Annotated in this window: 27 protein-coding genes and 1 tRNA gene; 24 read left to right on the forward strand and 4 right to left on the reverse strand. The window is 43.2% G+C overall.

Features of this window, described 5'->3' with window-relative positions:
- Positions 1-256: 256 nt before the first annotated feature.
- From glgB to LZG74_RS09410, 7 genes are all read left to right on the forward strand, one after another.
- The gene (gene glgB, locus LZG74_RS09380; protein ID WP_233796279.1) at positions 257-2266 is read left to right on the forward strand and encodes a 1,4-alpha-glucan branching protein GlgB; all 2010 of its coding nucleotides are present in this window, start codon (positions 257-259) and stop codon (positions 2264-2266) included.
- A gap of 187 nt (positions 2267-2453) precedes the next feature.
- On the forward strand, positions 2454-3062 hold the full coding sequence (locus tag LZG74_RS09385) for a hypothetical protein (RefSeq protein WP_233796280.1): 609 nt from the start codon (positions 2454-2456) through the stop codon (positions 3060-3062).
- A gap of 23 nt (positions 3063-3085) precedes the next feature.
- Entirely contained in the window at positions 3086-3757 is a 672-nt protein-coding gene (locus LZG74_RS09390; RefSeq protein WP_233796281.1) for an NUDIX hydrolase, read from the forward strand.
- 105 nt (positions 3758-3862) lie between these two features.
- Positions 3863-3937 (forward strand) — tRNA-Arg (locus tag LZG74_RS09395).
- A gap of 247 nt (positions 3938-4184) precedes the next feature.
- The gene (locus tag LZG74_RS09400) at positions 4185-5411 is read left to right on the forward strand and encodes a site-specific integrase (protein WP_233796282.1); all 1227 of its coding nucleotides are present in this window, start codon (positions 4185-4187) and stop codon (positions 5409-5411) included.
- Positions 5412-5561: 150 nt separating this feature from the next.
- A complete protein-coding gene (locus LZG74_RS09405) occupies positions 5562-6437 on the forward strand; it encodes a helix-turn-helix transcriptional regulator (protein WP_233796283.1) in 876 nt (291 codons plus the stop codon).
- A gap of 170 nt (positions 6438-6607) precedes the next feature.
- Positions 6608-7792 (forward strand): hypothetical protein, encoded by a 1185-nt coding sequence (locus LZG74_RS09410; RefSeq protein ID WP_233796284.1) that lies wholly within the window; start codon positions 6608-6610, stop codon positions 7790-7792.
- Positions 7793-8080: 288 nt separating this feature from the next.
- Here the strand turns inward: LZG74_RS09410 and LZG74_RS09415 are convergent, their stop codons facing one another.
- Both LZG74_RS09415 and LZG74_RS09420 read right to left on the reverse strand, forming a co-directional pair.
- Positions 8081-8305 (reverse strand): DUF4113 domain-containing protein, encoded by a 225-nt coding sequence (locus LZG74_RS09415; RefSeq protein WP_255699074.1) that lies wholly within the window; start codon positions 8303-8305, stop codon positions 8081-8083.
- 520 nt (positions 8306-8825) lie between these two features.
- Positions 8826-9497, reverse strand: coding sequence for a succinate dehydrogenase cytochrome b subunit (locus tag LZG74_RS09420; protein ID WP_233796286.1), 672 nt, complete (start codon positions 9495-9497; stop codon positions 8826-8828).
- 223 nt (positions 9498-9720) lie between these two features.
- Between LZG74_RS09420 and LZG74_RS09425 the strand changes: the two genes are divergently transcribed.
- The gene (locus tag LZG74_RS09425; protein WP_233796287.1) at positions 9721-10287 is read left to right on the forward strand and encodes an NADPH-dependent FMN reductase; all 567 of its coding nucleotides are present in this window, start codon (positions 9721-9723) and stop codon (positions 10285-10287) included.
- Between the two features lie 79 nt (positions 10288-10366).
- Complete coding sequence (locus LZG74_RS09430) at positions 10367-11887, forward strand: PLP-dependent aminotransferase family protein (RefSeq protein ID WP_233796288.1); 1521 nt, start codon at positions 10367-10369, stop codon at positions 11885-11887.
- A 62-nt stretch (positions 11888-11949) separates the two neighbouring features.
- Here the strand turns inward: LZG74_RS09430 and LZG74_RS09435 are convergent, their stop codons facing one another.
- Positions 11950-12567, reverse strand: coding sequence for an FMN-dependent NADH-azoreductase (locus LZG74_RS09435; RefSeq protein ID WP_233796289.1), 618 nt, complete (start codon positions 12565-12567; stop codon positions 11950-11952).
- Positions 12568-12764: 197 nt separating this feature from the next.
- Here LZG74_RS09435 and LZG74_RS09440 point away from each other — a divergent pair, with 197 nt between their 5' ends.
- The 15 genes from LZG74_RS09440 to LZG74_RS09510 all read left to right on the forward strand — a co-directional run bounded on the left by LZG74_RS09440 (position 12765) and on the right by LZG74_RS09510 (position 25202).
- The gene (locus LZG74_RS09440; RefSeq protein WP_233796290.1) at positions 12765-13193 is read left to right on the forward strand and encodes a GNAT family N-acetyltransferase; all 429 of its coding nucleotides are present in this window, start codon (positions 12765-12767) and stop codon (positions 13191-13193) included.
- Positions 13166-13879: a hypothetical protein gene (locus LZG74_RS09445; protein ID WP_233796291.1), complete on the forward strand. Its 714-nt coding sequence runs from the start codon at positions 13166-13168 to the stop codon at positions 13877-13879. The genes LZG74_RS09440 and LZG74_RS09445 overlap by 28 nt, the downstream gene beginning before the upstream one ends.
- A gap of 70 nt (positions 13880-13949) precedes the next feature.
- A complete protein-coding gene (locus tag LZG74_RS09450) occupies positions 13950-14594 on the forward strand; it encodes an FMN-dependent NADH-azoreductase (RefSeq protein WP_233796292.1) in 645 nt (214 codons plus the stop codon).
- A gap of 21 nt (positions 14595-14615) precedes the next feature.
- Positions 14616-15908 carry an NAD(P)/FAD-dependent oxidoreductase gene (locus tag LZG74_RS09455; protein WP_233796293.1) on the forward strand — a complete coding sequence of 431 codons (1293 nt, stop codon included), beginning with the start codon at positions 14616-14618 and terminating at the stop codon, positions 15906-15908.
- A gap of 61 nt (positions 15909-15969) precedes the next feature.
- Positions 15970-16404, forward strand: a complete 435-nt coding sequence (locus LZG74_RS09460) for a TQO small subunit DoxD (protein WP_233796294.1) — start codon at positions 15970-15972, stop codon at positions 16402-16404.
- A gap of 56 nt (positions 16405-16460) precedes the next feature.
- The gene (locus tag LZG74_RS09465; RefSeq protein ID WP_233796295.1) at positions 16461-17279 is read left to right on the forward strand and encodes a transketolase; all 819 of its coding nucleotides are present in this window, start codon (positions 16461-16463) and stop codon (positions 17277-17279) included.
- A complete protein-coding gene (locus LZG74_RS09470) occupies positions 17276-18223 on the forward strand; it encodes a transketolase family protein (RefSeq protein ID WP_233796296.1) in 948 nt (315 codons plus the stop codon). The genes LZG74_RS09465 and LZG74_RS09470 overlap by 4 nt, the downstream gene beginning before the upstream one ends.
- A gap of 184 nt (positions 18224-18407) precedes the next feature.
- Positions 18408-18845 carry an Rrf2 family transcriptional regulator gene (locus tag LZG74_RS09475; RefSeq protein WP_233796297.1) on the forward strand — a complete coding sequence of 146 codons (438 nt, stop codon included), beginning with the start codon at positions 18408-18410 and terminating at the stop codon, positions 18843-18845.
- 43 nt (positions 18846-18888) lie between these two features.
- Positions 18889-20994: a cbb3-type cytochrome c oxidase subunit I gene (locus LZG74_RS09480; protein ID WP_233796298.1), complete on the forward strand. Its 2106-nt coding sequence runs from the start codon at positions 18889-18891 to the stop codon at positions 20992-20994.
- A gap of 27 nt (positions 20995-21021) precedes the next feature.
- Complete coding sequence (locus tag LZG74_RS09485; protein ID WP_233796299.1) at positions 21022-22041, forward strand: cbb3-type cytochrome c oxidase subunit II; 1020 nt, start codon at positions 21022-21024, stop codon at positions 22039-22041.
- 41 nt (positions 22042-22082) lie between these two features.
- Entirely contained in the window at positions 22083-22343 is a 261-nt protein-coding gene (locus LZG74_RS09490; RefSeq protein WP_233796300.1) for a hypothetical protein, read from the forward strand.
- A gap of 1 nt (position 22344) precedes the next feature.
- Positions 22345-22755 (forward strand): cytochrome C, encoded by a 411-nt coding sequence (locus LZG74_RS09495; RefSeq protein WP_233796301.1) that lies wholly within the window; start codon positions 22345-22347, stop codon positions 22753-22755.
- Between the two features lies 1 nt (position 22756).
- Positions 22757-23152 (forward strand): group III truncated hemoglobin, encoded by a 396-nt coding sequence (locus LZG74_RS09500; RefSeq protein WP_233796302.1) that lies wholly within the window; start codon positions 22757-22759, stop codon positions 23150-23152.
- Positions 23153-23367: 215 nt separating this feature from the next.
- Positions 23368-23757, forward strand: a complete 390-nt coding sequence (locus tag LZG74_RS09505) for a DUF488 domain-containing protein (RefSeq protein ID WP_233796303.1) — start codon at positions 23368-23370, stop codon at positions 23755-23757.
- A gap of 890 nt (positions 23758-24647) precedes the next feature.
- On the forward strand, positions 24648-25202 hold the full coding sequence (locus LZG74_RS09510; protein ID WP_233796304.1) for a DUF4833 domain-containing protein: 555 nt from the start codon (positions 24648-24650) through the stop codon (positions 25200-25202).
- Positions 25203-25378: 176 nt separating this feature from the next.
- On the opposite strand, the gene LZG74_RS09515 is transcribed toward LZG74_RS09510, so the two are convergent.
- Positions 25379-26551: an MFS transporter gene (locus tag LZG74_RS09515; RefSeq protein WP_233796305.1), complete on the reverse strand. Its 1173-nt coding sequence runs from the start codon at positions 26549-26551 to the stop codon at positions 25379-25381.
- Between the last annotated feature and the right edge of the window lie 134 nt (positions 26552-26685).

Raw genomic sequence — 26685 nt, forward strand, 5'->3', positions numbered from 1 at the left:
ATAGTATACTGCGTCTGGTAAAAATGTTCATCATGAAGGAATACAGTGATCGTTAAATTTAAGGCCTTTCCATTCAGCAAAAGTGCAAAATTAATTTCTGTATGCCCGATACAATTCCTTCTACTATATTGTAATATGCCGCTGTAATTGATGGATTTACCATTTTAGACTAAAAAAATATATACATTTTGAGAAATAGTTTAATAAAATTGTAAATCTTACATGTTCATTGAGATTTTAAAATTGTGTATTGCAGATGGCTAAGTTAACTGATAAAAAAAAGACAGACTCGACTACTGATCCCACTGAAAATAAGGTGGACGTCGCACGGGATCACGGGCTGAACGCAGTAGAAACTGTTAGCCGTTTTACTGACTTCGATATTCACCTTTTTCGGCAGGGCAAGCACTTCAAGCTCTACGAGAAGCTGGGCTCTCACGTAATGGATTATAAGGGCGTAACCGGAACCTATTTCGCAGTCTGGGCGCCCAATGCCGCTAATATATCGGTTATCGGGAATTTTAATGGCTGGAACAATGCCACACATGTGCTGGCACCCCGATGGGACAGCTCGGGGATTTGGGAAGGCTGGATCCCGGACGTTGGCGTAGGAGAGGTTTACAAATATTATATAGTTTCCCAAAACGGCGGCGCACAGGAAAAGTCAGATCCGTTTGCCCTATGGTGCGAAGTTGCGCCGCGGACGGCATCCATAGTCTGGGATACCTGGTATGAATGGGGAGATTCGGACTGGATGAAAGTCCGCAAGGAAAAAAACAAGCTGAATGCGCCAATTTCCGTTTATGAAGTGCATTTGGGTTCCTGGCAACGTGACCCTTCGGATCCTGAAAGATACTTGACCTATAAAGAAATTGCGGTAACGCTGGTTCCTTATGTAAAGGAAATGGGCTTTACGCACGTGGAACTGATGCCGATTATGGAGCATCCTTATCCGCCTTCCTGGGGCTATCAGATTACCGGATATTTTTCATGCGCATCCCGGATGGGAACTCCCCAGGAACTGATGTATCTGATCGACCAGCTTCACCAGGCCGGAATCGGCGTTTACGTGGATTGGGTCCCTTCCCATTTTCCAGGAGATGCGCACGGACTTTTCCGCTTCGACGGCACATCTCTTTATGAGCACGAAGATCCGCGGAAAGGCTACCATCCTGACTGGAAAAGCTACATTTTCAATTACGGACGCAATGAAGTAAAGTCGTTTCTGATCAGTAACGCCATTTTTTGGCTGGATCGTTATCATACCGACGGTTTGCGGGTGGATGCCGTGGCATCGATGCTTTATCTCGATTATTCAAGAAAGCATGGCGAATGGATCCCGAACGAATTTGGCGGAAGGGAAAACCTGGAAGCTATTGCATTACTAAGAGAAATGAATGTTGCCGCCTACACGGAGTTCCCTGACATTCAGACCATAGCAGAAGAGTCAACCGCATTTCCGGGCGTTTCCCGTCCTGTTTTTGTTGGCGGACTTGGTTTTGGGATGAAATGGATGATGGGCTGGATGAACGATACATTAAAGTATTTTGAAAAGGACTCCGCATTCCGCAGATGGCATCAGGATCAGCTGACATTCAGCCTGGTGTATGCTTTTTCTGAAAACTATATGCTGCCATTTTCTCATGATGAGGTGGTTTATGGCAAGAAATCGCTGATTAATAAAATGCCCGGCGACGAATGGCAGAAGTTTGCCAATCTGAGACTGATGTTCACCTATATGTTCACGCATCCGGGAACAAAACTGATGTTCATGGGGTGCGAATTCGGTCAGACATCCGAGTGGAATTTTGAACAAAGCCTTGACTGGCATTTGCTCGATAATCCAAATCATAACGGCATGAAACTGTGCGTAACAGCGCTAAACAAGCTGTACAGAACCGAACCGGCCATGTATGATTTCTCTTTCTCGCACGACGGGTTCGAGTGGATCGATACGCAGGACAGGGAAAATTCAGTGCTTGTATTTGCCAGAAAAGGCACAGATCCGAGTCAGAACCTGGTTGTAGTGCTGAATCTGACACCCATTCCACGCAAAGGTTACCGCGTAGGTGTGCTCACAGCAGGCAGCTGGCAGGAAATATTCAACTCTGATCAGGCGGAATTTCAGGGCAGTGGGGTTGTTAATGTAGGTCCTGTAACCTCAGAAGCACATCAATGGCATGGCAAAAGCAATTCCGTCATCCTGGATCTGCCGCCTATGGGAGCCATCGTTCTCAAAAAAAGTGCACCGGCACGAAGCATATAAGTAGTATTTAACCGTTTACATAAATTGTAGATTACTTAGGCAGAGAAGCAGATCTCTGCCTTATTTTTTTGTACATTTTTTTACCTTTGCCCATCACATCATTTAGAAATCAATGAAAAGCTTCCGATTAATAGTACTTTTTATTCTTGTTGGTTCAATCCCGGGGTTTACACAAAGTCTTTCCCGTGTGACGTCAGGTATTGATCTGGGACTGGGATATCAAAAAGACGAATGGGTGCCGGCAGCTTTATATCACCAGGAACTAAGTCTGGCCAATTTTAAATGGTTCAGAGTAGGCTGGGGTGTCAGGACATGGGGATATTACGCCGGCAGAACCAATTTGACCCCAAAAGACAATGCATTATCACGTGATACGCTGGAATTTGGCCGGCTAACTGCCAACGGAGCGAGCTTTGTACTGGGTGCAAATGTTAAGTTATGGCGGTTTGACATTGGTGCAAATACAGATATTTTTGGAATAGCAATCGGGCTGAGGAGAAAGGGATTATATACAAAACCTGGTTTTTCAGAAGGAGAGGGCGCGAAATATTACAATGCCTATGTAAGAAGCAATCCGGCCACACTCAACTTCCTGCCGCTCGCGCTGGACAAGCAGAATGGTCAGTCGGAAATATTTTTACGTTACTGGATCACCGACCGTTTCGGCGTCAAGCTCGGTTACACCGTCGGGCGCATTACCTACGCAACTGAAGCCAAGCTGGACAACGGACAGAAACGTTTCAGTAAAACCTACGGCGTTCCCTATTTTGCGTTGTCATTTCCATTGTATAATTAACAAACGCACGCATTCCTCACCCTATGAGCGAAAAGCTTACAGATTCTCATAAATACAAGCTTTGGAAAGGCAAGCTCGAAACGAACGGTCTTGACATTCACCGCGTAGACGAACTTTACAGCCGCAGAAACGGCAAAGGAGAAGTTCTGTTCTCATTGCTCTACACCGACGCAACAACGCCCGAAGGCAATAAAATTCCACCCATATGCTTCTTGAAAGGCGAAGTGGTCAGCGTCCTGATTTGTTTTATTGACATTGCAAGCCGGGAAAAATACCTGTTGCTCGTTCAGCAGCGGAGAATTTGCGACGGCTCTATGACATTTGAACATCCGGCCGGAATGCTCGACAGCGAAAGCGATGCGGCGGCTGTTGCAGCAAGGGAAGTTTTCGAGGAAACTGGCATACAGGTTGATAAGGAGCAGCTCGTAAAAGTAAATGACCAACCCTTTTACCCATCCACGGGCACCAGCGACGAGGCCATGTATATGTTCTATTGCGAGCTCGAACTTAGCTCCGAAGCCATCCAGTCTTATCACAACCAAACGCAAGGCTTACTGTCGGATCATGAATATATCAACACTCAGGTTGTCCCATTTGCAGAAGGCCACAAGCTGATAACAAACGTAAATGGCATTTTACTTAATTACCTGTATCTCAAAGGCGTCGGGGATTGGGATCTTTTAAAGCAGCTTTAAATGGCGATAACGAAGGATTTTTACAAAACATTTCCTTCGCCAATTGGTCATAATTCAAAATAGGGGCTATATTTGCACCCCATTACCGGCCCCAAGCCACCAGAAGCACCCATAGTTCAATGGATAGAATTTCGGTTTCCGGTACCGACGATATGAGTTCGAATCTCGTTGGGTGCACCAGATAGCTTATCAAAATCAATCAAAACCCTGCAAATCAGTGATTTACAGGGTTTATTGTTTTTTGAAAAAGTGTCAAAATTTGCAATTTTGCACATATGCCGAGGGAGTTAATCGAGAGTCAATGTAATCGCGGATTTTGACTCCCTCGAACACATGTAAGATATTGTAAGTCAGCCTGTTCACCTAATAAACATCTTGATTCTTTTAGACTGCAAACCTATTTTTATTCACATAAAACAGGTTTGTTATGTTAAGCAAAACATTCTATTTACTCTTTTACTTAAAGAGGCCGAAGAATTACAATTCTGGCAAAATGCCAGTTTATTTAAGAGTCACAGCAAACGGAAAACGTTTCGAATTAGCAATAAAGCGGGAGTGCGATCCTGACAGATGGAACTTAGAGACAGGGAGGATGATCGGCTCGAAGGAGGAGGCTAAGCGACTTAATTCCTTTCTCGATTCATTGCAAAGTAAAGTGCATGAGGCGCAACAGGTTTTACTGAATTCTGGAAAGGCAATAACGGCTGACAGCATTAGAAATGTTCTGTTGGGAATCGAAGATCGTCCGAAGATGATCATGGAGATTTTTAAGGAGCATAACCATGAAATGCAGGCACTCATTGGGAAAGACTTCACACGAAGTACTTATAACCGTTATGAAGCAGCATTCCGAAATGTAAAAGAATTTTTGCTTTTTAAGTACATGGTCTCGGATGTAAGCCTGGATAAGCTTGATTACAGCCTAATATCAGCCTACGCGTTTTATCTAAAAGGCAAAAGAAATATTTCTCACAATACGACGATGAAATATCTCGTCTATTTTAAAAAGATAGTATTACTCTGCGTAAAAAATGGATGGATAGTCCGCGACCCATTTTTTGCATTTAGTATGGCAAAACAAGAGGTAGATAGGCGGCCGTTAGATGATGTGGAACTTGAAACAATATCGAATAAGAAATTTCCAAATGAGAGGTTACGAAAGGTTCGGGACATTTTCATTTTTTGCTGTTATACTGGACTTTCTTACGTTGATGTTCAAAAACTAAAACGGTCTGAAATCATTGATGGCTTCGACGGTCGGAAGTGGTTATCTATCAAGAGGCAGAAAACTGACACGCCTTCTAAAATTCCTTTGTTACCAATTCCTTTAAAGATCTTGGAACAATATGCTGATCACATTCAATGCATTAGTCAAGACAGATTGCTGCCTGTTATGACGAATCAACGGATGAATTCTTACTTGAAAGAAATTGCTGACGTATGTGGAATTGAAAGGAATATTACTTTTCACTTGGCCCGTCACACCTTTGCAACGACCGTGACTTTATCCAACAATGTGCCTATTGAGAGTGTTTCAAAAATGTTAGGTCATAAGGATTTGAGAACTACCCAACATTATGCAAAAATAGTTGACAAGAAAGTTAGCAATGACATGGATGCATTACGTTTGAAACTCGAATTGAAGGGAATTTGAAATAGCTCATTGATTATGTCTGACAAACAAACTCGGCAAAAGCGCAGCTAAATAAGTGGCCCTATTTCCTGAGACTAAATAAAAGCCGCCAAAAGTTATCAGGTGTTTTATTACCTGTCTCACCCACAAGACAGAAAGCGATTATATTATGTGGGATTGTTGCTGTTTTTGATTTTGAAAAATACAGCAAGTGGCTTCTTTCCTGATCCAAATCTTGATAGCCCTCCAATCGTCGTTCAATATGCCATAGCCTATGGAATGGGGTTTTTGATGGGTGCTTATTTTCCCTATTACTTTTACAAGGCCTTTGACTTAACGCGTCTGCGATGGCACGCCTTATATGGCGTTCCACTATTTATCCTTTTGCCCTTTGCTATCATATTCCCCGGTAAATTCATTTTTGACGGCAATATAGACAAGGCGATCAACTACGGTATGGTAATTCCCGCCGGATATGCGTTAGTACTTTTGTATTTGATTCAACAGTCAATCCAAGCCAAATATAAGAAAGACATTCAGGATCGAAGATTCTTTGAAGTGACAGCGGTCTATATGGCCGTAATACCGTGGGCATCACTTCCATTCTTCGCATTTTTCAGGATTCACCAAGTCCCAGAGGCATTATTAACAAACATCGGCTTCATCGTGATCACAGTCTTGTTTATTAGACGGTCAATACAAGAAAGTCGGGAAGAATACGAGCGGCTGAGCAAGCTTGCAGGCGGAGACGGGCAAGTCTCACTATCAAAGCTAGATTTAATCGATCAAATGGTCAAACAACTACAGTCGAGCGAAATTTCTCCTTCACAGCGCTTTGAGATCAATTTGAATACCGTTGGGCTTACCGCGAGGGAAAAAGGAATTGTCCGATTGATAAAAGTCGGTAAGACTTACAAGGTCATTGCCGATGAACTTTTCATCTCCGAACGGACTGTGAGCAAGCATGTCCAAAATATTTTTGAGAAACTCGGTGTGTCGAGCCGTCTTGAGTTGCTCAATCGGTTGGATATTTGGGAAAGTGGCTAATTTAGGCTTCCAAGCACGAAATACGTGTTTTCGCGTAGATGATTTGCGTCTTTTTGCGTAGGTCAAAAGCATTGAAATAGTTGTTTTCTCGTATTTACTTCTTGTCCCAAATCATTGAGTTTCGTCACAGACATTCAGCGATGTTGTGATGCGCACTTAACTTTTAAGGTATGGCACAAGAGTATGCTTTGGACTGGCTGGACCAGATGGTTCACGAGCTAGATCCGCAGAGAATAAGGCCGGAGAATTTGGATAATCATCAAGCTATGGCGATCGTGGAAAAGGCTGCCAAGGAGGAAAAACGGCTTATCCAATTGTTTAAACAGTTCGTTTTCCAAGAACAGAAAACCAAGCAGATTAGAAATTCAGTTAACCATTATCTTTCTGCGGCAGAAAGTTTGATGGGAGTCGCTGGGAGGAATTTAAATCAAATACCTGTCCGAGCGGATAATTATCGCGTCGCTCTAGAAAGTGTGTTTTCATGTATTCGTAAAGTATCTGCGTTTATAGCGTTCCGTTATAAGAATCTAGTCGATCCGGATCTGTCTTTGGACATGATTAATTCTGATCAAGGAGCACATGATCTACAGAGTCTTGAAGAGAGTTACGTCATGAAACGCAATCCTGAATTAGCGAAACTCGTGATTAAAACGTTCTGCGATATTTTCGTTGATCATCGAGGTGGTGAAATCACAATACGCAAACTTGATAATTGGGTCAGCGTAAGTCAGGCAGTCACGCACGGTGCTGGCTCATTAGAAGTGATCGAACCGTTAGACAGGTTGGAACTGATCATGATAGAGCGAAATTTTAATTCGCCGTTATTCGTGAAATATCTGACTTCCAAATTTTCTGATGGACTCGACAGTTTTGTCGATCCGGAATCAGTCGCGCAAAACCTGGCCTTCTGGCAAAAAACATTCAATCAGATCCCGGTCATGAAGGATACGATTTTTAATAGTCAATTCGACGACCTGAGTTTCACCATCAATGCGTGGTTTATTCAGGAGATTGATTTTCAGTCAAAAAAGAGTCGCGTTGCAATAAGTGAGCCCTGTGAGCAGCCACAAAAACCCGGGAAGAAATATGAAAGAAAGACTTCGGATAAGATCCTGTGCAATCTTACCGTTGACCAACTCTCGCTGTTTTTCAAAGCTGCCGATATGTCGAACATCATATCAGCGCGTTCATTATCGGCAATTTTTCATACAGTGGCCCCATATTTATCTACGCCACACCGCACCGACATTTCCCATAGTAGCCTTAGGGTGAAAAGCTATTCGGTTGAGGAGCGAGATAAAACCTTGCTAGTAGAGATAATGACTAAATTGACTGAGCAGATCAAGGATCTGTAAAGTAGATGGTCATTTATTGTAGCTGATCGCAAACCTTAGTTAATCCCAGCAAAACTGCAACTGATGGTATAGCTTTTGTATTTTACCTATCTGTAACACAAAACGATTATCGAATTGGGAATAAAAACAGGACCTAAAAAAGTTGCCAAGTCGACCGATGAGCGGGACAAGCGCCAACGGGACAATAAGGAGTCTCCAGGCAATACGCCTTCCTTAAAACCACACAAGCTTAAAAAAGGCGATTAGCCTTTTCAAACCTTGAAGAATTCGAATGCAACTACCGTTAGGCTAGGATAACTCCAAGCCTTTTTGTTTGTCCTTGAAGTAGTTATCCAAATTAGCTGTTTGTTTCAGGCTTTGTTTAGCATGAATCGTAATGATCTCTTGAATCCGGGTGTTGTAACGGGGAGACAGTTTGTTCTGCTTCATCTTCCAACGCGTGTCCAAGCCCTGACCTGCTTGTAGCACCTTGTTTTGACCCATGGAGTTATTAAGGTTATCGACGACCGCCATCAAATGGCCGTGGCAAGGATGGGTGTATCCAAACCTCTTAGTAATTTCTGAATTTCGGATAGTACACAAATACCGTGGTATAAACGAACTTGGCCCGTCAAATGATTATATGAGTTATGAGCATTAGAAATGACATTAATGTACACTTAAGTAGTGATAGTACAGGTAAAAATGTACCAATGAAGGTTAGGTAATCACCTAATAATAAATAAACCTAGATCCAAGGATGATCAGTTAGGTTTTCTGAGATCAAAACAGCTATTGTCGTGGATGTTTTGTAATATTCGTTCACCTCACTTTGTGAGCCCATTTCTAGTAATGGTCTCTTTTTTAAAAGTAACCCTGCGAAGGAATGAGAGATATGATGAAAGTGAATTTGTCAAGTCCGAAAAAAGCCAACCCAGAAGCTAGGATGGCTTTATAACTACAACTGTAAATAATCCTTCACCATCAAAACCGTCTTATTTGTTCCATTTTTTCATGATGTTTTTCCTCCTGCTGTGAAAAAGGATATATTTTATCATTTTATCCATTTCAAAAAGATCGATATAGGCATCATGGCCAACGTTAGACAAATAATAAAAGCAAATATTCCCCCTGAGTATCTTATCAGTGAATTATACTTCCGGTGATTTATACCCAGACTCTGGAAAGCACTGGCGAAGCCATGTAACAGGTGCCAAAACAAAGAGAATATTCCCAGTAAATAAATAATAACCTCTATTGGATTGCTAAATTTTTGCAACATCATTAAATACAATGGCAACTCTTTACCATGTAGAAACTGATGTGTACGGTTCGGTATCCAAAAGTTAGATGTATGTACTATTAGGAACAATAATATCAAGGTTCCTAGTAATGTCATGCTCTTGCTGTACCAAGTGACTTCCGGTGTTGGCTTTACCATAGCATAGCCTATTGAACGTGCGGCTCTATTGGAACGCCAGAGCAGAAGAGACTGAATTATATGCAAAAGTATGCCAATCACCAATAAAATCTCGATCGTCCTAATGATAGGATTACTTCCCATGAAATGAGCTGCCTTATTAAATGTCTCTCCTTGATCATTGTAAAAAATGAGTGCATTAACTCCGGCATGGACAATTAAAAAACTGATTAGAAAAAAGCCAGTCATCGCTACTGAAATCTTTTTTCCGATAGAGCTTCTAAATGATTTGAAAAACCATCCCATGGTTATGATTATTTTACATTTTGTATTGATAACAATGTAAAAGTACGCTGCACTAAAATCCATTTGACGGACCAGACAATGATGAGGTGCTAGACCAGATGTTTTTGCTGTTGGGAATGCACTAAAATCATCTGGACTACCTACATATTAATTTCTGGTTAGTCAAATCCTCTTTTATGCAGGATACCTTTGTGCAGTTGATGTATATAACTTAATTAAGACAATGGAAAACTATAAAATCGCTGTTGTTGTAGGCAGCCTTCGCAAAGAATCCTTTAACCTGAAAACAGCGAAAATCCTAATGGCGCTCGCACCGGAGTCACTCTCACTTCAATTGGTGAGCATCGCGGAACTTCCTATTTTTAATGAAGATCTGGAAGAGACACCGCCGCGTGAATGGGTGTCATTTCGGGAGAAAATCCGCGACGCTGATGGCTTGCTTTTCCTCACACCTGAATATAACCGCTCCATACCAGGCGTATTGAAAAATGCTATTGATGTGGGCTCGCGTCCGTATGGGCAGAGTTCATGGGACGGAAAACCTGCTGCCGTGGTAAGTGTCTCTATCGGAGCCATTGGCGGTTTTGGCGCAAACCACCACTTGCGCCAGTCATTGTTCTTTTTGAATGTGCCCACAATGGCGCAGCCGGAAGCCTATATAGGATACGCAACGGGGATGTTTGATGATAACGGCATCCTTACCAATAGCTCTACAGAAGACTTTTTGAAAGATTTTATGGTGGCTTTCGGTGAATGGGTTGCTACGCATGCGATAAAGCAGACAGCCTAGTGGGCTACTCACATAGTAGGGCAACGCTTACTTTATCCATTACGACGAGTTTGGCCTGTCGGTTCTATCAATTTGATATATGATCTTTGTACCAGAAACAAACGCCGGCGCACAGACTCCTATGAGCATGCTTCCATTCAAAACCCTGATCAAAATTGACCGTACCGGCCACCCGGCAGTATATATTCAGCTGGCTAATGGACTGATCAATCTAATCCGTGATGGCAAGATTATTCCGGGTACATTCTTACCTGGAACACGGGAAATGGCACGGATAATTCAGATTCACCGCAAAACAGTCATCAATGCTTATGATGAACTTGCCACTCAGGGTTGGATCGAGTCGCTGCCACAAAAAGGGTTTCGCGTCGTACCGGATCTTCCGGTAGTCAAACCTCGAACGTATCATCCCAAAAGCAATTTCTCGCAGCCAATATCATTGACCGAGGATTTATTGCAGCTGCCAGTTTTGGTCCGTCCAGGCTGGGTGAGTGAGCCAACAGATGGGGCTATCATCGTTGATGACGGTTTCCCTGACCCTTTGTTAAGCCCGCATGAATCTTTCTTGCAGCAATACAGGCAGCTGCTTCGATCCAAGGAGCAATACCAGATTTCATTGCACATAGACCGGGGCGGCGTGCCACATTTGAAATCCGCTACCAGCACGTTCCTGAACCGCTCGCGAGGATTGAACATCACCGATGAGCATTTAATCATAACGCGCGGGGCACAAATGGCTATTTATATGGCGGCGGCGTTGCTGATCCGGCCTGGGGATAACATTGTGGTAAGCGACCCGAGTTACTTTATTGCCGACTTCATTTTTCAAAAATTGGGGGCTGTGATCCATCGGGTTGCTGTGGATCAGGAAGGGATGGATGTCAACCAGCTGGAAGATCTATTAAAAACAAAACAGTTCAGAATGCTGTATGTAATCCCGCACCACCATCATCCTACGACTGTTACAATGAGCAGTTCCAGAAGAATACAACTGCTCAATGTGATTAAACAATACGGGCTATGGACCATTGAGGACGATTATGACTACGATTTTCATTACCGTAATAGTCCGATTCTTCCCCTTGCAAGCGCCGATCACGGTGGACGAATCATTTACATTGGGTCTTACACCAAGCTGCTTGGCCCCTCATTCCGGATTGGCTATATGGTGGCCGAAAAGCATTTCATCAACCAGGCGATACGTTTCAAAAGACTGATTGACATTCGCGGCGACTTTATGATGGAGTCTGCACTGGCAAACTTAATCGAGAATGGAGAGCTGGGCAGACATATTAGACGCAGCAAAAAAATCTACGCTGACCGGCTCGAAAGTGCTTCAAAACTTATTGCCGACCCGTTTGCTGAATCCATTTATTTTGAAAAGCCGCAAGGAGGAATGGCGCTTTGGCTACGCTTTGACAATCGTTACCCACTTGCACAGATCCTGGTAAAAGCTTCTGCACGAAATTTGCATTTTCAAGGCAGCGCTTACTTTGAAGGTCACATTGCAAATCTTAATAGTCTCAGATTTGGCTTTGCCTCGTTGTCAGAAGATCGAATGGGGCAGGCAATCTCTATTATGCGGGAAATTTTAAGGTGAATGATCCGAGTAGTTTTCCGGGACAAGGGCAGTTGTAATGCTTCTTATCCCGGATAAATATATCAGAGGCTTTCGACCATGGCAGCGATTTCTTTCTGTGCATTCAGAATCGCCTTGTTTCGCAACTCCTCTGAGCTGAATTTTACTGGATACACATTAATGAAATGGATATCAGTTAACCCAATGAAGCCAAAGATCGTTTTCAGGTATGGTTGCAGCTGATCCATGGATGCCATCTTTTCTTGTGAGAAATCAACACCGCGCGTATTGATTATAACCGCTCTTTTATCTGTCAGTACACCCTCGATACCGGTAGACGTGCCTCTGTATGTCCGTCCCGCGCGTACAATGTTGTCGATGAAAGCTTTAAAATTAGAGGGAACTGTAAAGTTATACATTGGCATACCGATGACATATAATTCAGCATCCAGCATACGGTCCACAAGTGTATCCGATTCTGCAAGTTCTTCCAGCATTTCAGGAGTACGTTGGTCGGGTGGGCAGTATATGCCTTCAATAAATAATGGCGATGGATGGCGTGGCGCGGTCACAGCCAGATCAAGGTAATCGACTAGAATGTCGGAATTTTTATCGCGCAATTGCCCTAGGAAGTACCCTGAAAGCTGTCTTGAATCAGATTCCTCATTGCGGACACTGCAATCAATATGCAAAATTTTCATAAGAATATTTTTGATTTACGCTGCAAAACTATAAGAACACACTTGCCTGGCAGGGTACCAGAAAGTTACAAACTGGTAGTCCAGAGGAAATTTTTACTGGACTACCAGTTTATTTGTATCTGGTTCCTTTTCTGGGCCTGTATCAAGGGTAAGTTTGTTCCAACAATAAGATAATGTATCACTTTTAACAAATAATAATGGAAATTATAGTAGCAAAGACAAGAGAGCAAATCGAGTTTTGTAAGGAGATCATTTTTGCATTCAGACCCGACGTGAAGGAAGCAACATACCTGGACCTGATCATGCATATGATCACCGATCAAAATTACATATTAGCATATTTGCCTAACCATGACAATACAAAGGCAGCTGCGTTTATTGGCTTCCGTACAAAGCACATGCTTCTTACCGGGTGGATGATTTACATCGACGACCTATACACGGATCCTGCTTATCGAGGTGGAGGATTTGCTGGAAAATTACTGGATTTTGTCGCTGGCGAGGCTACCCAAGCCGGTATTAAAACGATCCATCTGGATAGCGGTTATGACCTTCACGATGCGCACCGGCTTTATCTAAATAACCGCTATGTGCTAGCATGCAATCATTTTGCGAGAATAGTGTGAACACAGAGTTGATCGCTACGGGCACTAGCGGGATTGCATGGACGATCGTTTATTTTGCGCTCGTATATAGGGGAATTAAAGACAAATCTTATGGAATGCCACTGGTGCCACTGGCCTTAAATTTTGCCTGGGAAACTGTCTTTTCAATGGTCTACCCACCGGCTGCAACGGGCTTAGCAGGTATCATTATCAATGCGGTTTGGATGGTTTGTGACATTGGGATCATCTATACTTATTTTAACTACGGCTATAAGTATTATGAGCAGTATTATGGCATGTCAAAATTGCAATGGATTGGTTATTCGGTTTTTGCATTTGTGCTTGCATTCGGGATCATGCTTGCAGGCGGGCCATTTTTAGGGCAATTCATTCCGTATTTCAAGGGTGATATTTTCCAGGGGGCTATATTCATTGCTTATGTGCAGAATCTAGTTATTTCCATTTGTTTCCTTTTGATGATTTGGCAGCGGAGAAGCAGTGAGGGGCAGTCACTCACAATTGGTGTTTTTAAATGTATCGGAACGGGGCTTACCGTTGGTATCTATTATTTATTTGATCTTCATAAAGGAAAAGCAGATCTGATGAATATCATCATCGGGGCCACATTCCTGCTGGATTTGATTTATATAAGAACGCTTTACAGGCAGTTGGAACGTGAAGGGAAAAATGCCTGGGCAAGGTTTTGAGATTTGAATCTTTTCTTCATTCACTTTATGAAGTACGAAAATTGTGCCTCATAATTTTATCAAACAAACTATGAAAAAATTACTAATTATCAATTCAAGTCCTCGCGCGGCCGGCTCACACAGCAGGAAACTGACGGACGTCTTCGCCGACACCTGGAGAGAGGCTTATCCCGATAGCCCGATTACTTTCCGGGACCTGGCATCCAGCAATATTCCGCATGTAAGCGAAACCTGGATTTCTGCTGCATTCAAGCCCGAATCGCAGCGAAACGATGACGAGTTGGAAGCACTCAAAATCAGCACGGAACTGATTTGCGAATTGAAAGCGGCTGATGTCATTGTTATAGGGGCACCGATGTATAACTGGTCTATTACCAGTTCCTTAAAAGCCTATATAGACCAGGTACTGCGGATGGATGAGACCTGGGCTTTGAACCGGGAAAACAGGCTTGACCCCTACATTGGGCTGCTCAAAAATAAAACTGTTTTTCTGTTATTCTCAAGAGGCGCCGAAGGTTACGAGCCGGGAGAATATAATGATAGAATTAATTTTCAGGCGCCTTATCTCCGACGTGTTTTTAATGTAATAGGCATCACCGACATCCGCGAAGTGGCATTGAATGGGGCGATGTTTGAAAGAGATGCACATGCAATTTCTGCAAGAAATGCGGCAGCAGAGATACGGATTTTAATTGCAGCTGAATTTTTGCTGTAATACATTTAAATGTACAAGGCAATGAAACCAAAACAACATATTGTAGTTATTGGCGGCGGATTCGCCGGCCTTAATTTTGCCAAGCAGCTGTTCAATAACAGTTACTATGAAGTGACGCTGATCGATAAAAACAATTACAATTATTTTACACCATTACTTTATCAGGTCGCAACCAGTTTTTTGGAACCCACCAGCATTAGTTATCCGTTCCGGAAGATTTTCAGGAACAAGGGCATTCATTTTAGAATGGCTGCGCTGGAAAAAGTTGATACAATTGAAAAAACATTATTTCTGAGTGATGGGGAAACACTGGGTTATGATATACTTGTTTTTGCGGCTGGCACCAGCACTAATTTTTTTCGAAATGAAACTGTTTGTAAAAACGCACTTTCATTAAAGGGGATTGACGATGCGCTTTACATGCGCAACGAATTGATCAGAGTTCTTGAAAAAGCTTCGCTGGAAAAAGACATACATGAGCGCCGGAAATTATTGACGATTGTCATTGCCGGTGGCGGGCCAACGGGCGTAGAGCTGGCAGGCATGCTGGCCGAGATGAAGCAATACATGTTGAAAAAGGATTACCCCGAACTGGATGAAAGCGAAGTCGCTATCCATATCATCGATGGCCTCCCGGTTTTACTAGCCCCGATGAGTGATAAAACGCACCATGCTGCCTACAATGCGCTAAGCAAATTGGGTGTCCACATTAAGCTCAATGTCCAGGTTACCAGCTTTGAAAATGATTTGGTCAGTTTATCTGACGGGACAACCATTGAAGCCAAAACAATGATATGGGCGGCTGGTGTAGTAGCGAAAACTTTTGATGGAATTTCGGCGGACCGTCTGGGCAGGGGAAACCGAATGGTTACCGATGAATTCAACCGCGTAAAAGGCTACGATGATGTTTTCGCCATTGGCGATATTGGTATTCAGTTTACTGATGAAATCTATCCTGCTGGGCATCCACAACTAGCCCAGCCGGCCATACAACAAGGCGCATCTTTGGCTAAAAACCTGCTTCGGATGGCAAAGGGCAAACAGCTAAGGGCCTTCAAATATTTTGATCGCGGCGATATGGCCATTATTGGTAAAAACATGGCCGTGGCTGACCTGTTTAAACACAAGCTGCATTTAAGTGGCATCCTGGGATTGTTAAGCTGGCTTTTTATCCATTTGATATCCCTGGTCAATTACAATAATATGATCAAGACATTCTATAACTGGATCGTGGCTTACCTAACCAATGACCAGGTTTTAAGAATGATTTTCCATACAGACAACCGCGAAGCCGATCAAAATTCAAAAACTTGATAGCGGCATTCCCGCTTTCCAATTGACCAAATTTAAATCATACATTCTCTTTAATATTCATATGAAAATAAGATGTGAAATTGCTCAATTATTTTTACGCCTTTCACTAGGCATTGGTTTCTTGCTGCCGGTTTTGGACCGTTTTGGTCTGCTGGGCCAACCTGGCGAAAAGGGGATTAACTGGGGTAAGTGGGAAAATTTTGTGGGATACACCAATGTCCTGCTGCCATACGTAAATGCTGCGGTGGCAAACTTTATGGGTGCTGCCGCAACGGCTGCTGAAATAATATTTGCCATCGCGCTGATCATCGGTTTCAAAACCAGGCTAGCATCCCTCGGAAGTTTTTTATTAACCCTAATTTTTGCATTAAGCATGTTTTTCTTCGTAGGCAAAAATGCACCGTTTGCTTCCTCTGTGTTCACCGTTAGTGCAGCCTCGCTTTTACTTTCCTGCGTTCCTGTTTATAAGTGGGGCATTGACGACTCCATTACTTAACGTCTTGCAAGATCAAAGCAGTTATATCAAAAGAAGCAACAACATTATATACAGGCATGAGCGCAGAAGAGATAATGAATGATTCAAAACAAATCAGCGGAGCACTTCGGCTTAAAATATTGGGCCTCTACCATAAGGCAAATGCCGGACATATCGGCTGCTCACTAAGCTGCATTGATCTGATGATTGCCGTGCTATTTCTTCAAAAGTCAGAAGATGACACAGTCATTTTATCCAAAGGGCACGCAGCAGCAGCATTATATGCCTGCCTGAATGTTACTGGCGAAATCACGGACGACGAACTTGATACTTTCTATCAAGATGGAACCTCACTTCCTGCCCACCCTGCGCCAAGACAATTTAAGGGGATTCCATTTGCAACCGGATCATTAGGTCACGGTTTGCCGATTGCCACGGGAATTGCACACGCAGCCAAAGTAAGCGGTGAAGAAACTTATTCGTTTGCATTGCTTTCAGATGGAGAAACAAATGAAGGAACAACCTGGGAAGCAGCACATTATGCGATTCAGAACGGACTAGATAACCTTTTTATGATTGTTGATAGCAACGGTTTGCAAGGTTTTGGGACTACAGATAAAGTTTTAGGTGAAACGGCTTCTGTGGAAAAATGGAATGCGATCGGTTTTGAAACCATTACAATCGATGGTCATGACATTGCTTCCATTAGTCAGGCAATTGGTGAATTGAAAACACACAAGAACAGGCTTCCTAAGGCGATTATTGCCAATACAGTTAAGGGCAAAGGAGTGTCCTATATGGAGAATAGGTTAGAGTGGCATTATTTACCGATGAACAAAAACCAATACGAGCAAGCCACGCTGGAAGTAAAGGACAACATCATACAAACCAAATGAGAAGAGAATTTTCGAACGCTTTGGAGCAGTTAGCAGTGGAGGATGATTCCATTGTTTTCATCACCGGCGACCTTGGCTATAATGCATTGGAAAATTTACAGCCCAAGTTGGGTAATAGATTTATAAATGCAGGCGTTGCAGAGCAAAATATGGTCGGTGTGGCAGCGGGTTTTGCACATAAAGGTTACAAAGTTTTTTGTTACAGCATTGCCCCGTTTATTGTCTACCGTTGTCTGGAACAGTTCCGCAACGATGTCTGTTTTAACAACTTGCCTGTATTCCTGGTTGGAAACGGTGGCGGCTATGGTTACGGAATCATGGGGAGCAGTCACCATGCTATTGAAGATCTGGCCTGTTTAAGTGGACAACAGAATGCAAATGTGTGGGTTCCTGCCTTTTCGGATGAAGTAGAGCCTGTTATGCGGCAAATTGTGGCAGATGCGCGTCCTGCTTACCTGCGATTAGGCACTGGCCAAACGACTCCGGACAATAGTTATATGTCTGGTTCTTTTAAAGTGATTCACGCCCCCGAAAACGCTGAGGTTACCGTTTTTGCACTCGGCCCTATTGCCAACAATGTCATGACAGCGCTTTCTCTTTCAAAGGATCTGGTGTCCAAAGTGAATGTGGTTACTGCATTGCATTTCCCCTTGGAAATCAGCGGCGATTTGGAAACATTGATTAGAAAAGCGCCCTCCATTCTGGTGGCCGAAGAACATATCAGCACCGGCGGACTTGCGCAGCAACTTTCTGTTCAATTGCTGGAAAGAGACGTTCTTCCGCATAATTTTAAAAGCCTGAAAGCGGAAGGATATCCAAACAACCGCTACGGAAGTCAGGCTTATCATCAAAAGCTTTCCAAACTCGACCCGGATTCGATCATTTTGCACATTAGGCAGTTAATGATTACAGCACAACGAAAAAGGATTTACCCATCCTTTTAGCCTGATTTCTATTGCTGCCCAGCCTTCTTTACTGGTCAGTCTGTAATAATTACGCAATTAACATCCCCAAATGGGATAACGGGCATAAGCACAGCATGGAGCAGGGTTGTATTGAAAATAAAAGACTAAAAAGTATTTTATTTTTCGAGTCTTGAATATATATTTGCATATAAACCAGATGCAGATGTTTTTTTCAAAAACGTGCGAGTACGCAATAAGAGCAGTCATTTTTATAGCCCAGAAATCAGAAGGAGGCAGGAAAATAGGCATTAAGGAGATTGCTGCTGGTATTGATTCACCAGAACACTTCATTGCCAAGATTCTCCAGGATCTCAGCAAACGGGAGCTCATACAATCCAGTAAGGGTCCAAATGGTGGCTTTTATGTTGACAGTAGCGCCCAAAGCAATACACTGGCCGACATTGTCAAAGCGATTGACGGGGAAAAAATATTTAAGGGCTGCGGCCTGGGGTTAAAAAGTTGCTCTGAAACAAAGCCCTGCCCGCTGCACAATGAATTTAAAGAAATCAGAAAAAAAATGCATCTCACATTGCAGTCGGCGACAATCGGAGAGTTTAATGAGAATTTGAATTTAGGGCTAAGCTACATTAGAGAGAGATAAATTTTTATAGATTAAAAGATATTCGGGTCTTAATATATACAATATGATGACTGTTAGTAAGTGTAAAATCGCCAGTGGCTTATGCCTTAGTATTTACTTGGTTGCCATACCTGCTCATGCCGAAACCCAATTCAGACAAGCCGTTGCGCTATTAGTAGGGATTGTGGCATTGGCGATGGCGCTGGGGTTGCTTTCTATATTGATCTTGGTCAAAGACGTTGTGCAAAATTATCATACAAGTAAGATCTACCCTGGTAAAAAGGATTATTCAAAATATCTCCAGAACCTCAGCAGTCGACAGATCTCGTTACTGCTCGACCGGATTGTAAAAAAGCAGCATTTAGGGTTCATTTTACTTGCAATCCTGAGTTTAGTAAATTCTTCCGCATTCGCACAGTCGAGTCGGCCAAATATTAACTCGCTACTGAGCCAGGGCGGTATATTAATTACCATTGTCCTGATAGCAATCCCTGTGCTGGCAGGAGCTATCTTCTTATTTTTCAAAATCACCAACACATTAAACAGGTACAGAAACCAGCAGCGCGTGGCAGAGGCCGGGCGTGTGGCAGCATATTTAGATGGAATTGAAGTTGAGGTGCTTGCAGCAGCACTGCAACAAAGAAAAGATGCGCTGGATTTTGCATTGAGTCATAATGAATTATCGGGTGGATTGCCTGCCAAAGACCATAAGGGCTTGATCAACAATGTGGAACATGAGGCTTCGCTTCCCTTCGTGGCACGTAAAAGAAAGGCGCATGTCCGCCCGAAAGTAGACCCGCAACTTTCCAGGCTCATCACCTGGTTCATTATCACTGCGACATTCTGGCTTGTTTTCGGGACGACGGTGGGGGAATACATTGGGATAAAATTTGTTTCGCCAGATGCGGATCAAGTCAGCTGGCTGAGTTTTGGGCGGCTGCGGCCGGTCCATACCAATGCAGTTTTCTGGGGATGGGCATCGCTGGCAATGATTGGGTTAGGCAATTATGTCGTGCCCAGGGTAAGCAATGCAAAACTGTTCAGCATAAAACTGGGCTGGTACTCATTGATCCTGATTAATACGGCAGTGCTACTGGGCACATTATGTTTGATGGCTGGAATCAATAATGGGGGCGGGGAGTACCGGGAATATATATGGCCGGTGATGCTGCTGTTTGGCATTGGGCTTCTGCTGACCCTGATCAATTACTTTAAGACAGTCGCAAGCCGCACTACGAAGGAGATCTATATTTCAAACTGGTACATTGTCTCTTCGGTAATTTTCGGAATTGTGATCGTAATCGTTGCATACGTGCCTCTTTGGCAAAATGGGCTGGGTGAAACGATCATTCAAGGCTATTACATGCATCAGGGTGTGGGAATGTGGTTCATGCTCTTTACGCTCGGGATTGTTTATTACTTCCTACCCCAGCAGCTCAATAAACCGATTTATTCGTATAGCCTGGGCATACTCGCTTTTTGGACCCAGATCCTTTTTTATACGCTCATTGGGACCCATCATTTTGTTTTCAGCGCGATTCCCTGGTGGCTGCAAACGGTCGCCATTGTAGGCAGTGTGGGTATGATCATTCCGGTAGTGGCAGGAACAACCAATTTCCTGCTGACATTCAAAGGCGCATGGTACAAGATCACCGACAGTTATACGCTTCCGTTCTTCTTGACGGGTATCCTTTTTTACTTTACCGGTTCCATGCAGGGAACTGCCGAAGCGTTCCGGTCAACCAATCTGATATGGCATTTTACTGATTTTACCGTCGCGCATTCCCACTTGACAATGTATGGCATTATCTGCTTTTTGCTCTGGGCAGGCATTTATGCACTCATGCCGCGCATTACGGGCCATGAGCCGCCGCAGGTTACAGTTGGCGCGCACTTTTGGCTGGCATTGATTGGACTTTTGTTTTATACGATACCATTGATGTATGGCAGTACCATGCGCGGATTGATGTGGATGGAAGCCAAACCCTTTATTGACTCGGTCAGCTTTATGGCGCCGTTTTGGCTTTGGCGGGCAATCGGGGGAAGTCTGATGTGGCTCTCGCACTTGTTTTTCGCTTATAATCTCTACCGGATGATGGTCGTGCCGGGCACGGTTGATATTAAAGAAACAGCATTTGAAAAGCTAAGATCTATGGATCGAGTGTCCTGAAACCGTAAAACCTTTCCGATTGAAATCATGGATTTTTTCAATAATCATAACAAGCTATTTGGCGCTGCTTTCCTGCTCTTCATTGGCTTAACTGCCTTCGTGGCCGTTTTACCTGCCATTAATAATGAACAAAACAATGCGCCGCTGCCGGGTGCTGTGGCGCTCAGTGATGAGGCGATCAGGGGAAAAGCATTGTATGTTTCCAACGGATGCGTGGCGTGCCATACCCAGCAAGTCCGGAATGTAGATATGGATAAGGTTTGGGGCCAGCGGCCAGGGCTGGCGGCAGACTATGCATCCAACCGCCGCACCGATTTCTGGCGTAATACCGCCACGCTGATGGGTACCGAGCGGACCGGTCCTGACCTGACTTCTATCGGAAGCCGCCAGCCCAGCCGTGAATGGAACCTGGTGCATTTATATAATCCACGCATTGTCATCAAGCAGTCCATTATGCCGGCATATCCCTGGCTGTTCGAAAGTAAAGCCGAGCCAGCGAAAGAGGATGTGATTGTAAATGTTCCAGATGCGTTTCAGAGAGAAGGGATGACTTTGGTAGCCACTCAGGATGCCCTGGACCTGGTCGCTTATTTACAGTCATTGAAACAGACCGAGCTCCCTGGTTCAACGGGTTCCCCTGCTTTTTTATACCCAAAACAACAGCAAAAAACAGAAGCCGCGAGCCAAGCCATGCCGTCCAATACTGATAATTGCGAAAGTGGCCAGATGCTTTACGCCACCCATTGCCAGGCATGTCACCAGGAAAGCGGAGAAGGCTTGCAAGGCGCTTTTCCCCCTTTGAAAGGTAGTACGGTTGTACTTGATAAAGATCCCTCATTAATCGTGAACATCATCATGCGGGGGTATGACGCCCGCCAGGAATTCGGAGTGATGCCCGCTGTCGGAGCAAACGCGGATTTAAGTCCCGAGCAAATTGCCGGCATTATCAACCACGAGCGCAGTAGCTGGGGCAACGATGCGCCCAAGGTATCGGTGCAGGAAGTGGAGCAGATTGTGCAGAAAATCAAAGAAATGCCTGTGCAATAGTTAATAATGGAATTTTCAAATTTATAGAACTGAGATTTGATATGAAAAAAGCCTTTTTGTTAACCTTATTTATCTTTATGGGCCTATTTGCTGCCGCTTGCCCAGTATGTGACCAGCGTCAGCCAAAGTTATTACGAGGTATCGCGCATGGTTCGGGCCCGGAAAGCAACTGGGACTATCTGATCGTTTCGGTAGCCGCCATCATTGTGATACTGACGCTCTTCTTCTCGGCAATGATGTTGATCAAACCTGGTGAAAAATCCGGCGACCATATCAAAAGGCTTATTATAAACATTCAATGACATGGACGATAAAAGCACAGTTTTTCTCTTCCTGGATAAGGAACAAACGCCAATCGCTGAGTTTATCTCTCCTGTGAATTTTGAGCTGGATACCCGTAAAATGGTTGACGGCAAACATGAACTGAAAATCATCAGTAAAGATCCGACAGGAAAGGAAGGTATCCGCATTATTCCTTTCGAGGTAAAAAATGGGCCTGCCATTGCAGTCGAGGGTATCACCGAAAATGCAGTTGTGGATGGAGTAGTTCCATTAATGATCAATGCATACGGAAAAGGGGACCAAAAGCGATTTCTGATTACCGGAAGTGAAACACCTCAAAGCATTCCTGCGTGGATATGGATCTTACTCATCGGCTTTTTAGGATGGTCGATCTATTACCTTATCCGATACATTGACTTGATTAATAATTGAAATGAAAACGAAACAAGACATACTCGACATCGACGATATCAAGCTTCTGGTAGATTCTTTTTACGCAAAAGTCAGGGAAGATGCATTACTATCGCCTGTTTTTAATGAGCGGATCAGCGATAACTGGCCGCAGCACATGGAAAAAATGTATAAGTTCTGGCAAACAGTGCTTTTGAAGGAGCATACCTATTACGGCAGCCCGTTTACGCCGCACGCTATGTTACAGGTTGACCATACGCACTTTGAAAAATGGATGGATTTATTTTTCGGGACCATTGATGAACTGTTTACTGGCGTGAAGGCCAAAGAAGCAAAGGTCAGGGCGCAGAAAATGGCCGAAATGTTTGAACACAAGATCAAGTACTACCAAAGCGATCCATCACGTGTGATTTTATAACCTCCGGCTCAAACCCAACATCGTATTATTGAGATGCAGGTCCAGGAACGCTGATGCCGCAGGTCCTTCAAGACAATGAGGGCTGGGAGCTTGATCTGCTTAAGCTCATATATAGAAGTTGATACCTTTTTTCCAAAAGCCGTTTCACTGAAAAAGAAATTGCACGCGGCTGATAGTATAACCTTAACCTTTAATTAGAATACAGGTCTGATAGTATGGAAACGACTGACCAAGATTTTGTAGTTAATGTAAAGCGGATATATGAACCGGCCAGCAAAAAGGACGGCTTTCGCATACTTGTCGACCGTTTGTGGCCCAGGGGATTAAAGAAAAGCGAAGCTGGCGTTGACCTTTGGCTAAGAGAAATTGCCCCAAGTGCCGAACTAAGAAAATGGTTTAACCACGACCCGGACCGGTGGGCGGAGTTCGTTGCAGACTACAATTTCCAGCTCAACAAAAACAAACAGATTGCCAGGCAATTGATCGGTTTGATAAAGCAGCACAAAAAAGTATCCCTTTTGTATTCTGCCCAAGACGAACGGTTTAACAACGCCATTGCGCTGAAAGTGTTCCTGGACAAATTCATTAAAGTTGACCGCCAGTGAATGCAGATGGTAAGCCGGTAATTATGCATCCTAACTTGACACGTCCTGAATATTGATACCTTCAAAATTACTTGTTATGCTCAAAACGTATAGTAGTGAGAATTAAACAACTTGTATCGGTTAAATAAATTTGGTTGTCGGGAATACTACATGTAAGGTTTCTGTAAAGTCAACCGATTACCCAAATAATTAATCACATTCGCATTTTGATATTATCTCTTCCCAATTGTTCTTGGCCATTATGCAATAGGGGGCGTTTTTAGAGTGCTCAAAAACGGTGGTTTTTACGTACTTTGATAATATTCAAAAAATAGGAAAATATGTGCCACAAGGCATTAGTTAGTACAGGATGGTGTTTTATATGACGTTAAACTGTACTTTTCATGTGGAATGTTGTCCAGAAAGTAGCCAACAAAAGCTAGGCTGACGACCCTAAGAATTGCCCCTGACGATATCAGGTGCAGGGTATTAGGGAATCGGATGTGATTCAAACTTCAATATTACAGCAGCCAACTCAGATCAACGCTGATCTGACTGTCCTTTGCCGGTTAGGATATGAAAGATTTTTATAATAACATCATAGGCATTCTTCAACTGGCGGGTAGCCAGTAACTGGGAAGACGTTTCGCCGTGAACAGCAGATACAGTCCTGGCTGTTTGACTTAACGATCGGAAAGCGACTTTCGGCGAAGGATTAAAACATAATATTGCCCTATCGTCCAATGCTTTGTGATCCACAACATGGTGTGATGCAATAGGAAATGAAAAGCTTGAGGCTTGATAGTCTGGTATAGTTACTTTTCCCTTCCCGCCACAATATTATCTACCAATCGTCCGTATCTTGTGAGGTCGAAAGCGCATTCATACGGATTGAGTTTAAATTCTTAAATATGAAATCCCATCCAATGAATAAAGTCGTGGAATATCTTGTAATCTTGTTTCTGACAACCTATATCTTACCAGGTTACGCACAGGAAGGCTATCCTGTACCGCCATTTAACAAAAATCGGTTGTTCTACATTCAGCATAGCAACAACCATAACACTTTTGTCTATGATGCATTTATTCAAGATGGCAGCATTCAAGCAGACAAGCCTGTCATAGTCTATAAGATCGCCTACACCGAAAAAGGAAAACGCACGCCGCTCACCCTTATTCAAAGAAAGTTTGCGTTTGGAATAAAATCTAAGCGTTTGTCTGCAAACCTTTACGAGATGCAACTGGCAGCTTCCAAGAAAGTTACCTTTTACCTCAATTTGGTTAAATCTGGAATGCCTAAGGTTTATGTGACGGTCAACAACAGGAAGATGTTTTTAGATAGGATTTTTCTTAAAATCAAGGAGGGTACATCTGGTATCAAAGTGAAGCTAGATTATGCCCTTTTTTATGGTACGGATTTCGATACCGGGCAATATATAATTGAAAGAACAGTTCCGAAAGAGTAGCGATATGAAGAACTGAATTCCATTTTCTTCTCCGGAACAAATTTTCACTTTCACGATTTAAGGATATCGTTTCTAATTTTGGTTGATAATTAGTGAGTTGACTGAAAGTCCAGTAACTTAGAATATCAATTAAAACCAGAGAAGGCTTACTAATGAACGACTGGTCCATTCAAAAATTAACCTAGTGCCTTTTTTGCAAAAATGGAAATGATCATACCAGGAATTGCTAAAACGATTGCAAAATATGTCAAGCTCATGGGAGAATAACTTCCGAGCAATACACCTGCTGCGGAAGTTGCGATCATAATAGATAAGTTAAATGCAGAAGATTGAACCGAAGTGGCAACGTCTTTTCCACTTTCTACCTGTCTGCTTACGGCTGCCTGCAGTAAGGTCACTAATGGGCCAAAAGAAATTCCCCATAAAAAGAAAGCAACATGAGCTACTATTGTCTTTTTACCAAATAGCAATAGAACAAGCATAGAAATAATTACGAGTGCAAACATCGCTGTGGTAAGCAGCCTCAGATGTTTGTCGGTGTATTTTATGGCCAGCAATACTGAAATCAAAGACCCTGATCCAAAAAGTAGTAAGGCACTTTCTATTCCACCTAGCAATTCAATTTCATCAACAAGCCTGGTAATATACACATATACACCATAGTGGGCCATTACGCCAAGAAGGGTGAGCAGCAGGACGGTCAATACCGAGGGAATTTTAAACAGGGAAAAAGGCGATGAACTTCTCGTGAGTTTTTCGCCGGGTGTAGATGGTAATGCAACAGCACATGTCACAGCAATGGCGATAGTCATTATTCCAAGTGCGATAAATGCTGCCCGCCACCCGTATCGGTTGCCAATAAATGTTATAGACGGCATCCCTGCACTAATACCCAGGGTATTTCCAGCCATAATCACGGCAATCGCTTTTCCATGATGCTCATGGTTGACCAGGCGCATCCCGTAGGCCGCTATCATGGGCCACATCACGCCGGCACAAATACCGCCTATGATCCTTAGGATAATGATGATAGTATAATTGGCTAAAATGCCGGCCATGATATTGGAAGCAGCAAATCCGGCGAGCAAAATCAATATCAAGATTTTGCGGTTAAATTTCAGGGTTACCGACACAAGTGGGATGGCAAAGATAGCAGACGCAATTGCGTAGTAGCCTACCAGATTACCTCCTTGTAGCTCACTGATATTTAAATCGGAATTTATCTGCGGCATCACACCGGATGGCATTAACTCAGAAAGAATCCCGACAAATGTTACAGACGACATCAAAATCATGATCAGCCAGGGAAACGCATTTGTACTTCCGGCTATCGTTTGTTGATTGCTCAATGTAGATTCTTTTTGTAGTTATTTAAAATTATGTTTTTTACGTCATTCTTTCTATCTGGCATATTCAGATTCTGATAATTACTGATATTGTTGGTGCATGAATGAGGAGAATTTAGCTTTGTAAAGATTATATC

This window comes from Dyadobacter sp. CY327 (assembly GCF_021390415.1).
GTDB classification, from domain to species: domain Bacteria; phylum Bacteroidota; class Bacteroidia; order Cytophagales; family Spirosomataceae; genus Dyadobacter; species Dyadobacter chenhuakuii.

Excerpts from the sequence above, each read along its gene's own strand:
- LZG74_RS09450 (WP_233796292.1), top strand. The coding sequence starts at position 13,950 with ATGAAAAAATTACTAATTATCAATTCAAGTCCTCGCGCGGCCGGCTCA.
- LZG74_RS09445 (WP_233796291.1), top strand. The coding sequence starts at position 13,166 with ATGCAATCATTTTGCGAGAATAGTGTGAACACAGAGTTGATCGCTACG.
- LZG74_RS09470 (WP_233796296.1), top strand. The coding sequence starts at position 17,276 with ATGAGAAGAGAATTTTCGAACGCTTTGGAGCAGTTAGCAGTGGAGGAT.
- LZG74_RS09415 (WP_255699074.1), bottom strand. The coding sequence starts at position 8,305 with ATGGCGGTCGTCGATAACCTTAATAACTCCATGGGTCAAAACAAGGTG.
- LZG74_RS09460 (WP_233796294.1), top strand. The coding sequence starts at position 15,970 with ATGAAAATAAGATGTGAAATTGCTCAATTATTTTTACGCCTTTCACTA.
- LZG74_RS09485 (WP_233796299.1), top strand. The coding sequence starts at position 21,022 with ATGGATTTTTTCAATAATCATAACAAGCTATTTGGCGCTGCTTTCCTG.
- LZG74_RS09430 (WP_233796288.1), top strand. The coding sequence starts at position 10,367 with ATGATCTTTGTACCAGAAACAAACGCCGGCGCACAGACTCCTATGAGC.
- glgB (WP_233796279.1), top strand. The coding sequence starts at position 257 with ATGGCTAAGTTAACTGATAAAAAAAAGACAGACTCGACTACTGATCCC.
- LZG74_RS09455 (WP_233796293.1), top strand. The coding sequence starts at position 14,616 with ATGAAACCAAAACAACATATTGTAGTTATTGGCGGCGGATTCGCCGGC.
- LZG74_RS09410 (WP_233796284.1), top strand. The coding sequence starts at position 6,608 with ATGGCACAAGAGTATGCTTTGGACTGGCTGGACCAGATGGTTCACGAG.
- LZG74_RS09500 (WP_233796302.1), top strand. The coding sequence starts at position 22,757 with ATGAAAACGAAACAAGACATACTCGACATCGACGATATCAAGCTTCTG.
- LZG74_RS09435 (WP_233796289.1), bottom strand. The coding sequence starts at position 12,567 with ATGAAAATTTTGCATATTGATTGCAGTGTCCGCAATGAGGAATCTGAT.
- LZG74_RS09465 (WP_233796295.1), top strand. The coding sequence starts at position 16,461 with ATGAGCGCAGAAGAGATAATGAATGATTCAAAACAAATCAGCGGAGCA.
- LZG74_RS09400 (WP_233796282.1), top strand. The coding sequence starts at position 4,185 with ATGTTAAGCAAAACATTCTATTTACTCTTTTACTTAAAGAGGCCGAAG.
- LZG74_RS09420 (WP_233796286.1), bottom strand. The coding sequence starts at position 9,497 with ATGGGATGGTTTTTCAAATCATTTAGAAGCTCTATCGGAAAAAAGATT.
- LZG74_RS09480 (WP_233796298.1), top strand. The coding sequence starts at position 18,889 with ATGATGACTGTTAGTAAGTGTAAAATCGCCAGTGGCTTATGCCTTAGT.
- LZG74_RS09425 (WP_233796287.1), top strand. The coding sequence starts at position 9,721 with ATGGAAAACTATAAAATCGCTGTTGTTGTAGGCAGCCTTCGCAAAGAA.
- LZG74_RS09490 (WP_233796300.1), top strand. The coding sequence starts at position 22,083 with ATGAAAAAAGCCTTTTTGTTAACCTTATTTATCTTTATGGGCCTATTT.
- LZG74_RS09495 (WP_233796301.1), top strand. The coding sequence starts at position 22,345 with ATGGACGATAAAAGCACAGTTTTTCTCTTCCTGGATAAGGAACAAACG.
- LZG74_RS09475 (WP_233796297.1), top strand. The coding sequence starts at position 18,408 with ATGTTTTTTTCAAAAACGTGCGAGTACGCAATAAGAGCAGTCATTTTT.
- LZG74_RS09505 (WP_233796303.1), top strand. The coding sequence starts at position 23,368 with ATGGAAACGACTGACCAAGATTTTGTAGTTAATGTAAAGCGGATATAT.
- LZG74_RS09390 (WP_233796281.1), top strand. The coding sequence starts at position 3,086 with ATGAGCGAAAAGCTTACAGATTCTCATAAATACAAGCTTTGGAAAGGC.
- LZG74_RS09510 (WP_233796304.1), top strand. The coding sequence starts at position 24,648 with ATGAAATCCCATCCAATGAATAAAGTCGTGGAATATCTTGTAATCTTG.
- LZG74_RS09440 (WP_233796290.1), top strand. The coding sequence starts at position 12,765 with ATGGAAATTATAGTAGCAAAGACAAGAGAGCAAATCGAGTTTTGTAAG.